11 protein-coding genes are annotated in these 10,991 nt (G+C 36.7%); 10 read left to right on the top strand and 1 reads right to left on the bottom strand.

Annotated elements, in window-relative coordinates; all coding sequences use genetic code 11:
* Positions 1-160: 160 nt before the first annotated feature.
* From BBH99_RS03215 to argH, 8 genes are all read left to right on the top strand, one after another.
* The gene (locus tag BBH99_RS03215) at positions 161-799 is read left to right on the top strand and encodes a GNAT family N-acetyltransferase (RefSeq protein WP_066691923.1); all 639 of its coding nucleotides are present in this window, start codon (positions 161-163) and stop codon (positions 797-799) included.
* Positions 771-1,967 carry an argininosuccinate synthase gene (argG, locus tag BBH99_RS03220; protein WP_066691930.1) on the top strand — a complete coding sequence of 399 codons (1,197 nt, stop codon included), beginning with the start codon at positions 771-773 and terminating at the stop codon, positions 1,965-1,967. The genes BBH99_RS03215 and argG overlap by 29 nt, the downstream gene beginning before the upstream one ends.
* A gap of 54 nt (positions 1,968-2,021) precedes the next feature.
* Positions 2,022-2,987: an N-acetyl-gamma-glutamyl-phosphate reductase gene (gene argC / locus BBH99_RS03225; protein WP_066691932.1), complete on the top strand. Its 966-nt coding sequence runs from the start codon at positions 2,022-2,024 to the stop codon at positions 2,985-2,987.
* An 82-nt stretch (positions 2,988-3,069) separates the two neighbouring features.
* Positions 3,070-4,212, top strand: coding sequence for an aspartate aminotransferase family protein (locus tag BBH99_RS03230; protein WP_066691934.1), 1,143 nt, complete (start codon positions 3,070-3,072; stop codon positions 4,210-4,212).
* 29 nt (positions 4,213-4,241) lie between these two features.
* Complete coding sequence (locus tag BBH99_RS03235) at positions 4,242-5,195, top strand: N-acetylornithine carbamoyltransferase (RefSeq protein WP_066691936.1); 954 nt, start codon at positions 4,242-4,244, stop codon at positions 5,193-5,195.
* Between the two features lie 77 nt (positions 5,196-5,272).
* Positions 5,273-6,067, top strand: a complete 795-nt coding sequence (gene argB, locus BBH99_RS03240; RefSeq protein ID WP_066691938.1) for an acetylglutamate kinase — start codon at positions 5,273-5,275, stop codon at positions 6,065-6,067.
* Complete coding sequence (locus BBH99_RS03245) at positions 6,042-7,124, top strand: M20 family metallo-hydrolase (protein ID WP_066691942.1); 1,083 nt, start codon at positions 6,042-6,044, stop codon at positions 7,122-7,124. Before argB ends, BBH99_RS03245 begins: the two co-directional genes overlap by 26 nt.
* Before the next feature lie 313 nt (positions 7,125-7,437).
* Positions 7,438-8,742 (top strand): argininosuccinate lyase, encoded by a 1,305-nt coding sequence (argH, locus tag BBH99_RS03250; RefSeq protein ID WP_066691947.1) that lies wholly within the window; start codon positions 7,438-7,440, stop codon positions 8,740-8,742.
* A gap of 308 nt (positions 8,743-9,050) precedes the next feature.
* On the opposite strand, the gene BBH99_RS03255 is transcribed toward argH, so the two are convergent.
* Positions 9,051-9,512: an Lrp/AsnC family transcriptional regulator gene (locus tag BBH99_RS03255; protein ID WP_045495405.1), complete on the bottom strand. Its 462-nt coding sequence runs from the start codon at positions 9,510-9,512 to the stop codon at positions 9,051-9,053.
* 240 nt (positions 9,513-9,752) lie between these two features.
* Here BBH99_RS03255 and BBH99_RS03260 point away from each other — a divergent pair, with 240 nt between their 5' ends.
* Together BBH99_RS03260 and BBH99_RS21810 are read left to right on the top strand one after the other, a co-directional pair.
* Positions 9,753-10,643, top strand: coding sequence for an aspartate carbamoyltransferase catalytic subunit (locus BBH99_RS03260; RefSeq protein ID WP_066691944.1), 891 nt, complete (start codon positions 9,753-9,755; stop codon positions 10,641-10,643).
* A gap of 212 nt (positions 10,644-10,855) precedes the next feature.
* Positions 10,856-10,991 (top strand): carbamoyl-phosphate synthase domain-containing protein (locus BBH99_RS21810; RefSeq protein ID WP_317041479.1); only part of this gene is annotated, 136 nt, incomplete at its 3' end.

Genomic DNA, 10,991 nt, shown 5'->3' on the forward strand with positions numbered 1-10,991 from the left:
AACTTTAATATTTTAGCAAATATATAATAAATTAGCAAATATACATTTTTGAATAAAGATAATTTTACCTGTGTAAATTTTTAAAACAAAAAAAATATCTTTTTAATTTGGTTTTTAAAGAAATTATATTTTAAATTTGCCAAAAAATTTAGATAAATAAATGGAAATAGAAATTTCCTCATGCGAACATCTAGTGTATGTGAGTGAAATACAGCAGGAAATGTATGATTCTGCACAGCGTAGAGGAACGGGAATCGCAAAACGTTCCATCGAATATTTGAGTAAGAAGATTTCAGAAGGCAATGCTGTGGTTGCTACTGAAAACGGTGAGTGGGTAGGCTTCTGTTATATAGAGACCTGGTCGCATGGGAAGTTTGTTGCCAATTCGGGACTGATTGTATCTCCTAAATTCAGGAACGGTGGAGTGGCTACTCAGATCAAACATAAAGTGTTCCAGTTATCTAGAGAAAAATATCCGGAAGCAAAAGTGTTCGGATTAACTACAGGTCTTGCGGTAATGAAAATCAATAGCGATTTAGGGTACAAGCCGGTTATTTATTCTGAATTAACTCAGGATGAAGAGTTTTGGAACGGTTGTAAGAATTGTGTGAACTACGAGATTTTAATGAAAAAGGAACGTAAAAACTGCTTATGTACAGCAATGTTGTTTGTTCCGGAAAATATAAAAAATAATGAGGCTGTAAACAATCAGCCTGATCATAATAAAGTAAACAGTGTTGTGAATGCACAACCAGAAATTAAATATAACAATGAACAAGAAAGTCATCTTAGCGTTTAGTGGAGGTTTAGATACTTCCTACTGTGCAAAATATCTTAGCGAAACACTGGGGTATGATGTGTATGCGGTTACTGTAAATACCGGAGGTTTTTCCAAAGAAGAAGAAAAAGAGCTGGAGAAAAAAGCTTTAAACCTTGGGGTAAAAGAGTACAGGTGCGTAGACGCTCAGGAAGATTATTACAATTCTTGTGTGAAGTATTTGATCTTTGGGAACGTGTTGAAAAATAATACATATCCTCTTTCTGTAAGTGCAGAGCGTACCATTCAGGCGCAGGAAATTGCAAAATATGCCATTGAAGTAGGAGCAGATGCTATTGCACACGGAAGTACAGGTGCAGGAAACGATCAGGTTCGTTTTGATCTGATTTTCCAGGTGATGTGTCCGAATATTGAGATCATTACGCCAATCCGTGATATGGCTTTATCCCGTGAAGAAGAAATTGAATTTTTGAAAAATCATGGGTATGAAATGGAATTCCAAAAAGCACAATATTCAGTGAATAAAGGGCTTTGGGGAACATCTGTAGGAGGGAAAGAGACTCTGACATCAAGAAATTATCTGCCTGAAGAAGCTTTTCCATCGCAGGTTCAGGAAACTCAACCATCAGAATTGGAAATTGAATTTAAAAACGGAGAAGTAGTAGCGGTAAATGGAGAAAGTTTTAATCATTCTGTTTATGCTATTCAAAAAATAGAAGAATTAGCTTCTGCTTACGGAATTGGTCGTGATATTCACGTTGGTGATACTATTGTAGGAATTAAAGGAAGAGTTGGTTTTGAAGCGGCGGCAGCCTCAGTGATTATCAAGGCTCATCATTTATTGGAGAAACATACGCTTTCAAAATACCAGCAAATGATGAAATCCCAGTTATCCGACTGGTATGGAAACTGGCTTCACGAAGCACTTTTCTTAGATCCGGTGATGAGAAATATTGAATCTTTCTTAACGGACTCTCAGAAAACAGTAAGTGGAAAAGTATTTGTAACCCTTCATCCGTACAGATTTATTTTAAACGGAATCGAATCTGATCACGATTTAATGTCTGATAAATTCGGTAGCTATGGAGAAGCAAACAGAGCATGGACGGGAGAGGATGTGAAAGGATACACGAAAATTGTAAGCAACTCCTTAAACATATACCACCAGATCAATAAAAATATCAACTAAAGTTCCGAAGGAACGATTTACCCCAAGATAGGATGCAGTCCTATCGATTAAAGTATGAAAAAGACAGTAGGAATAGTCGGAGCCAACGGTTATACAGGAAGTGAATTGATACGCTTACTGGCTTTCCATCCCCATGTGACATTGAGTTTTTTATATAGTCGTTCGAATTCGGGAACAAGAATTTCAGATCTGTACCCGGATTTAACGACAGTTTGTGAGCAGGTGCTGACGGATAAGGCTGAAGAAGTAGATATTCTTTTTCTGTGCCTTCCCCATAAAGAAAGTCAGAATTGGTTGACTCAAAATCCAGTTAAAGAAGAAACGTTAGTTATTGATTTAGGGAATGACTTCCGTTTAGATGGAAATTTTGAAAACAGAAATTTTATCTACGGATTGCCTGAAATAAATAAAAAACAACTGTCAGGCTCAAAAAGTATTGCGAATCCAGGGTGTTTTGCTACAGCCATTCAACTGGCATTATTGCCATTAGCAGGAAAAGAGATTTTGGATGAGGTTTTTACTACAGGGATTACAGGTTCTACAGGAGCAGGACAGTCTTTGCAGGCAACAACCCATTTTACCTGGAGAAACGATAATATATCTGCTTATAAAACATTAACTCATCAGCATGTAGATGAAATTTTACAACAGATAGTTTTGTTTAATCATAAAAATGTCAGCCTGAATTTTGTTCCATGGAGAGGAGATTTTGCAAGAGGGATTTTTACAAGTTCTACAGTGAAAACAGATTTGGAGCTTACTGACATTTACCAATTGTATAGGGATTTTTATGCAGAGGCGCCTTTTGTAACGGTAAGTGAAAAAGCAATTGATTTAAAGCAGGTTGTCAATACCAATCGCTGTGTGATTCAGATTGAAAAGAGTGGAAATGTTGCCGTTATTCACTCAGCGATTGACAATTTGTTGAAAGGAGCTTCAGGACAAGCGGTACAAAACATGAATATCGCGATGGGCTGGGAAGAAAATACAGGTTTGAATTTAAAACCTATAGCATTTTAATGCAATAATGTAACAACTGATATTTATGGGAACTCGAAACTCGAATCCCGTATCACTAATCAATTATCATTTATAAAAAGACATGAATTTATTCAACGTATATCCATTATTCAACATAAATCCGGTTAAAGCTCAGGGATCTTTTCTTTGGGATGATAAAGGAGAACAGTATCTTGATTTTTACGGAGGCCATGCTGTAATTTCCATTGGACACAACCATCCGCATTATCAAAACAAGCTGAAGGAGCAATTAGAGAAAATTTCTTTCTATTCTAATTCCGTTCAGAATGAATTGCAGGTAGAACTGGCTGATAAACTGGGGAAACTTTCAGGATATGAAGATTATAATCTTTTCCTGTGTAATTCAGGTGCTGAAGCTAATGAAAATGCATTAAAACTAGCTTCTTTTCACAATGGAAAAAGCAAAGTGCTTTATTTTTCCGGATCATTCCACGGAAGAACTTCAGCAGCAGTTTCTGTAACGGATAATCCGAAGATTGTTGCTCCGGTTAACTTTTCAGAACGATTCATCAAATCAGAATGGAATGACATTAAGCAGCTTGAAGAAACTTTTGCTGCACACGGAAACGAAATTTCTTCTGTTATTATTGAAGGTATTCAAGGAGTAGGAGGAATTATGATTCCAACGCCAGAGTTTTTATCTAAAATTAAAGAACTGTGCGAGAAATATGACGCTGTTCTGATTTTGGATGAAGTGCAGTCAGGATATGGACGAAGCGGATACTTCTTTGCTCATCAGGAATTTGGAGTTGAAGCAGATATTATCACTACAGCCAAAGGAATGGGAAATGGTTTTCCGGTTGGCGGAGTTTTAATTCATCCTAAATTCCAGGCGAGCAATGGCTTATTGGGAACAACATTCGGAGGGAATCACTTAGCTTGTGTAGCTTCGATTGCTGTTCTGGATGTAATGAAAGATGAAAATCTGATCGAAAACGCTCAGCAAATGGGTGAATATATTGAAAATGAAATTAAAGGTTTGCCACATATTAAATCCATCCGAAGGAAAGGGTTGATGATCGGAATAGAACTCGATAGAGACTGTTCGGAAGTAAGGAAAAACTTACTGTTCGATCATCACATCTTCACCGGAAACTCTAATGATAAAACAGTGTTGAGGATTCTTCCGGCACTGAATATCAAAAAAGAGGAAACGGATCTTTTCATCAATGCTTTGAAAAAAGTATTGGAAAGTATCCAATAAGTAGTAAAAATCTTTAAAATCAATTCAAAATGAAAAAATTCACCGCTGTAAGTGATGTAGAAAACTTACAGGAAATCATAAAAAAAGCTTTAGAAATAAAAGCAAACCCGCTTTCAGAAACAGAAAAAGGAAAGGGAAAAACAATAGGACTTGTATTTTTAAACTCAAGCTTAAGAACCCGTTTGAGCAGCCAGATCGCAGCACAAAACCTTGGTTTAAATGTATTAATATTAAATGCAGTACAGGAAGCATGGAACCTTGAGTTTGCTGATGGAGCCGTAATGAACGGAGACACCGTAGAGCATATTAAAGATGCTATTGAAGTCTTAAACCAATATTGTGATATCATCGCGGTACGTTGCTTTGCAGGAATGAAAAGTAAGGAAGACGATGTAAATGAAAGTATTCTGAGCCAGTTTGAGCAGCATGCAAAAGTCCCTGTTGTCTCTTTGGAATCAGCAACCCGTCACCCGCTGCAAAGTCTTGCGGATTGTATTACCATTACAGAAAACTGGAAAAAAGAGCATAAGCCAAAAGTAGTTTTAACCTGGGCGCCACATATTAAGCCGATTGCTCATGCAGTAGGAAATTCCTTCGCAGAATGGATGCAGGAAATGGATGTAGAGCTGGTAATCGCTAATCCAGAAGGATATGATTTAGATCCGGCCTTTACAAAAAATACAAAAGTGATTCACAACCAGGAGGAAGCTTTGAAAGATGCAGACTTTATCTATGTGAAGAACTGGTCTTCGTTTGACGACTATGCTGCAATGCCGGAAGTAAAAGAAGATTGGATGCTGACCAATGAAAAGCTGGCCAATACCAACCAGGCAAAAGTAATGCACTGCCTCCCGGTTCGCCGTAATGTAGAACTAAGCGATGAAGTAATGGACGGAGAAAATTCAATCATCTACCAACAGGCAAAGAACCGTATTTTCTCAGCACAAGCCGTCTTCAGCGAAATTTTAGACAATATAAAATAACATCCAATGAGTCCCGAAGGGACGATTTAACCCAAGATAGGAATTCATTCCTATCAACCCTAAATGTAAAAAAAAAAATGAAACAGAAAATATACATCATAAAAATAGGCGGAGCGCTCATTGATGATGAACGATTACTGGATCAGTTTTTAGATCAGTTTTCCGAAATTAAAGAGAAGAAAATTCTTGTGCATGGCGGAGGAAAGTTAGCTACAACATTGGCTGATAAACTCGGTATAGAGCAGAAGATGATCAACGGAAGGCGGATTACAGATAAAGATACATTGGATATTGTAACGATGGTGTATGCAGGCGGAATCAATAAAAATATTGTCGAAAAGCTACAGCAGAAAAAATGCAATGCTATTGGGTTTTCTGGGGCAGATGGAAATCTGATAAAAGCGAAGAAAAGAGAACATCCTGAAATTGACTTCGGATTTGTGGGAGATATTACCAAGAAAAGTGTGAATAGAAAGCTCATCTCAAAATTGATGAAATTGGATCTTATTCCTGTTTTTTCTGCGATTACTCATGATAGAAAAGGAAATCTTTTTAATACCAATGCAGATACAATTGCTTCTGTGATTGCTCAGGCACTTTCTGAGAAATATGAAGTTGAGTTATTGTATTGTTTTGATAAGCAAGGTGTGTTAGAAAACGTAGATGACCCGGAATCTCTTATCAAAAGTATTTCCGAAGATGATTTTACCACACTGAAAGAAGAAGGAAAACTTCACAAAGGGATTTTACCCAAACTAGAGAACGCTCTTGGAGCCATAAAGAATAATGTAAACAAAGTGTTTCTGATTAAAGAAACAGAACTGAAAAACCATATAGAGAATCATCATGCAGGAACTGAAATCTGTTTATAATAAAGAAGAATTGTTGAATAATGCAGTTGAGCTGCTTAAAAAACTGATTGAAATTCCTTCGTTCAGTAAAGATGAATTCAATACATCGGTGGAGATTGAAAACTTTTTCAAGAAACACCAGATTCCAACCAAGCGTTTTAAAAACAATATCTGGGCGGTAAATAAAAACTTTGATGTATTTAAGCCATCTATTTTACTGAATACGCATCATGACACAGTAAAGCCCAATAAAGCTTACACGCTTGATCCGTTTGTTCCGATTGAAAAAGACGGTAAACTGTTTGGTTTGGGAAGCAATGATGCCGGAGCTTCTCTGGTTTCTATGGCGCAGGTTTTTTTACATTTTTATGATAAAGAAGATTTAGAATATAATTTAGTGATAGCGTTGACGGCAGAGGAGGAGATTTCAGGTTTTGACGGAATTGAGGCTCTGTTTCCACAGTTACCCAATATAGAACTTGCCATTGTAGGAGAACCCACGCAGATGAATCTGGCAATTGCTGAAAAAGGACTGTTGGTGATTGACGGAGAAATGAAAGGAACTCCTTCTCATGCTGCTCATCCGAATGATGATAACTCTATTATAAAATGTATGGAGGATCTGCAGGGAATTTTAAACTTTAAGTTTCCAAAGGTTTCGGATTATCTGGGCGAAGTAAAAGTAACTCTGTCTGGAATTCATGCTGGTGTACAGCACAATGTAGTACCGGAATCCTGTCATTTCACACTGGATGTAAGGGTAACGGATGAATATTCCAATAAAGAAGCCTTTGAAATCATTCAGTCTCAAATGAAATCAACGCTTACTGCGAGGTCTTTCAGGTTGAATTCATCCAAAATAGAAATGGATCATCCGTTTGTAAAAGCCGGATTGGAAATTGGAAGGACAACCTATGGATCACCAACATCATCGGATCAGGCTATTATTCCATGTACATCCGTGAAATTGGGTCCTGGAGACAGTAGGCGCTCGCATACAGCAGATGAGTTCATCTATATTAATGAAATAGAAGAAGGAATCGATATCTATATCCGGATTTTGGAAAAGGTATTATAAAAAGGATGGAAGCGGGAAGAAGAAAGAAAGGAAGTTATTGCGGTTTGTTATCAATTTCTAGTCTCCAGCTTCAGACTTCCAACATAATACATATTTTGACTACGCTCAGCAGGCAGTAAAGTTTCGTTTTAATAAAGATTTATGCAAAAAATACCATTAAAAAGAGACTTAAAATAATAAGGAAATGTTTTTTTATAGTTAATAGTAATAAGGATCGCCTTGCTGGGCCTGTCAAAATCAATTAAATATTTTAAATCGGACTGTGATGAAATCGTAAATGATTCATGCAGTCTTAGAAAATCAAAACGTACTTATGAAAAAAATATGGCAAAAGGATGACCTGGCCACCAATATATTAGTCAATAACTTTACGGTAGGAAAAGATCTTGACTTTGATGAACGTTTGGCGAAATATGATGTCAAAGGTTCCATGGCACATTGTAAAATGCTTGCAGAAACCGGAATTATTTCTCTTGAAGAATCTGAGCAGATGCTGGCAGTATTAAACGATATTTTACAGGAAATTGAAAACGGAAATTTTGAAATTGATAAAGAAGCTGAGGATATCCATTCTCAGGTAGAAGCCATCCTGATTACAAAATTAGGAGACACCGGAAAGAAAATCCATACGGCAAGATCAAGAAACGATCAGGTTTTACTGGATATCAAGCTCTATTTATTGGATGAGATCCGTGAGATCACAAAACTTACTGATGAGTTTTTCCAGATTTTGATCCAATTGGCGGATCAGCATAAAAATGTATTGCTTCCGGGGTATACCCATCTGCAGATTGCAATGCCTTCCTCTTTCGGATTATGGTTTGGAGCATATGCAGAAGCACTTCTGGATGATGTTGAAATGCTGTTTTCAACCAAAAATATCATTAATAAAAACCCATTAGGCTCAGCGGCAGGTTATGGTTCCTCTTTCCCGATCAATCGTGAAAGTACCACTTATAATCTAGGATTCCAGTCTATGAATTATAATTCAGTGTACGCTCAGATGACCCGTGGAAAATCAGAGAAGCTATTGGCGATGGCAATGGCAACTCTGGCCGGAACACTTGGGAAATTTGCTTATGATGTATGTCTGTATCTGAATCAGAATTTTGATTTCATCAGCTTTCCGAAAGAATTTACAACAGGAAGCAGCATCATGCCTCATAAAAAGAACCCAGATATTTTTGAGCTTGTTCGTGCACGATGCAACAGAATTCAGGCATTACCGAATGAACTGATCCTGTTAACAAATAACCTTCCGTCAGGCTATCACCGGGATGTTCAGCTGACAAAGGAAATTCTTTTCCCTGCTATTGATTCATTAAAAGAATGTCTGGAAATCTTAAGCTATACTTTACCGAATATCCAGGTAAAAGACGGAATTCTTGAAGATGAAAAATATAAATACCTGTTCAGCGTAGAGAAGATTAATGAAGAAGTGAAAAGCGGAAGTTCTTTCCGTGATGCCTATGTAAAAGTAGGGCAGGAAATAGAAAACAATGAGTTTGAATTCGAGCCGGGTGCTTTGGATCATACTCATCAGGGAAGTATAGGAAATCTTTGCCTGGATAAAATAGAATACCAGTTCAATAAACTGAAGAATAAATTATTAGGTTAAAATCTGAACCATTAAGATCATAAAGGCTTGAGCGGACATAAAAATCTAAATTACTTAGATCGCCTATGTTTTATCGTTGTGAAATCCTTAAATCTTAATTGCTTAAGCCATCTTAATGGTTGGATTTTATTTTGATCTTTGAATTTGATGATTGTAATGAGAGCCACAAAGGTTCTTGAAATAACTTTAAGAAAAGAAGAGTTAAGTAAAGTTTGAAATACAGTACCGAACTCTTATTATTCGCTTGCGAATACTCTTACCAATTCTTCACCACTTAAATTCTCTTAATGGTTTAAAAATTAAAGGAACTATTCAAGATCTATCTTGAACTTGGTAGATTTTTTTACCTCATGAAGGACGATGGAACTGTGATACTGCCCGATGTTAGGAATGTTTGAAATGACATTGACTGCAAACTCATTATAAGAGTTGATGTCCTTGGCAATAATCTTCAACATATAATCGTATTCTCCGGAAAGGCTGATGATTTCCTGTACTTCATCATATTTTCCAATATGCTTCTCAAAGGTCTCCAATACTTTCTTGGATTGCTCTTTAAGACGTACATTACAGTAGACTACAATATTCAGACCCAGTTTCTCACGGTTTAAAAGACCTACATATTTCTGAATGATCCCCTGCTTCTCCAATTGTTTGATCCTTTCATACGTTGGAGTAAAGGTAAGACCTATCTTTTCTGAAATTTCTTTCACCGATAAAGTAGAGTCTTCCTGTATAATGCTGAGAATCATTTTGTCTTTTAAATCCATAGAATAAAGTTGTGTTGTAACAAAAATATTAATTTTAAATGAGAATAAGGAAATACTCGCGGTTTTAATTTATTTTAAACTTTGGTTTTGTAGGTTCATAAAATTGTTGTATCTTTGCACCTAATGAATAAAAAAGCATTTATATCATTAGATTTACCGGGCGAAAGCGCCCTTTACGATATTTATTGTTATTAGCGAAGATTGTTGTCTTCGCTTTTTTTATGCTCAAAAATTAAGATTATGTTTACGATTACAGAACTAAGTACCGAGAAAATCAACAGTATACTGACAGAAGCATTAGCTTTCAGAAATGGAAAAACTGCTAAAATTGAAGGCGAAGTTTTTTGCTCCAATCTTTTCTTTGAAGACAGCACAAGAACAAAGACAAGCTTTGATATTGCAGAAAGAAAATTAGGATTACAGGTTGTTCCTTTTGATGCTTCACACAGTTCTGTAAATAAAGGCGAGAGTCTTTATGATACAGTAAAAACAATTGAAAGCCTTGGAGTAAACCTGGTAGTAATTCGCGATAAGAAAGACAGATATTTTGAGGAACTAAAGAATATTAAAATTCCTGTAATCAACGGTGGAGACGGAACAGGAAACCACCCTTCACAATGTATGCTGGATTTGATGACGATCTATCAGGAGTTTGGGAAATTTGAAGGATTAAAAGTAGGAATTGTAGGAGATGTAAAACACAGCCGTGTGGCAAACTCAAATGCGGAAGCTTTAAGAAGACTAGGCGCTAAAGTATACTTCTCAGGACCTGAACAATGGTTTGATGAAGGAGCATTAATCAACGGAACTTACCTTTCAGTAGATGAGCTGATCGCTGAAGTAGATGTTCTGATGCTATTAAGAATTCAACACGAAAGACACGACGCTGCCATGAGTTTTACAGCATCAGATTATCATAAAAGATATGGCTTGACTAAAGAAAGAGAAAAAGCCATGAAAAAAGAAGCAATCATTATGCACCCCGCACCGATCAACAGAGGAGTGGAAATAGACTCAGACCTGGTAGAATGTGAACGCTCAAGAGTCTTCAGACAAATGGAAAACGGTGTTTTCGCCAGAATGGCCATTCTAAAAGATGCATTAGAAGAGAAAGGATTTACTTTTAAATAAGAGCCAAGGTAAAAGTAAAAAGAATAGCGAGCTCCGTAGGAGCGACCTGTTAATAGCCATGGGGTAGAACCCCTGGAAAGGAATAAGGTAATAGTTATACAAGCCCTGTAAGGGCGACCTATTAATAACCATGGGTGCAACCCTTGGGATATAAAAAGAAACGCCTCGCAGAGGCAACCTGTTAATAAAAAAAGAAAATCTAAATAAAAAAAATGAAGAAAAAATTAATACTGGAGTCCGGTGAAGTGTTTCATGGAGAAGGTTTCGGAGCAGAATTGGAAACTGCAGGAGAAGTGGTTTTCAATACCGGAATGACAGGGTATCAGGAATTGATCTCTGACCCATCAT

Source organism: Chryseobacterium contaminans (assembly GCF_001684955.1).
GTDB lineage: Bacteria > Bacteroidota > Bacteroidia > Flavobacteriales > Weeksellaceae > Chryseobacterium > Chryseobacterium contaminans.

Bases quoted from the DNA above. Each gene is read 5' to 3' on its own strand.
- BBH99_RS03215 (WP_066691923.1), top strand. From the start codon at position 161: ATGGAAATAGAAATTTCCTCATGCGAACATCTAGTGTATGTGAGTGAA.
- argG (WP_066691930.1), top strand. From the start codon at position 771: ATGAACAAGAAAGTCATCTTAGCGTTTAGTGGAGGTTTAGATACTTCC.
- argC (WP_066691932.1), top strand. From the start codon at position 2,022: ATGAAAAAGACAGTAGGAATAGTCGGAGCCAACGGTTATACAGGAAGT.
- BBH99_RS03230 (WP_066691934.1), top strand. From the start codon at position 3,070: ATGAATTTATTCAACGTATATCCATTATTCAACATAAATCCGGTTAAA.
- BBH99_RS03235 (WP_066691936.1), top strand. From the start codon at position 4,242: ATGAAAAAATTCACCGCTGTAAGTGATGTAGAAAACTTACAGGAAATC.
- argB (WP_066691938.1), top strand. From the start codon at position 5,273: ATGAAACAGAAAATATACATCATAAAAATAGGCGGAGCGCTCATTGAT.
- BBH99_RS03245 (WP_066691942.1), top strand. From the start codon at position 6,042: ATGCAGGAACTGAAATCTGTTTATAATAAAGAAGAATTGTTGAATAAT.
- argH (WP_066691947.1), top strand. From the start codon at position 7,438: ATGAAAAAAATATGGCAAAAGGATGACCTGGCCACCAATATATTAGTC.
- BBH99_RS03255 (WP_045495405.1), bottom strand. From the start codon at position 9,512: ATGGATTTAAAAGACAAAATGATTCTCAGCATTATACAGGAAGACTCT.
- BBH99_RS03260 (WP_066691944.1), top strand. From the start codon at position 9,753: ATGTTTACGATTACAGAACTAAGTACCGAGAAAATCAACAGTATACTG.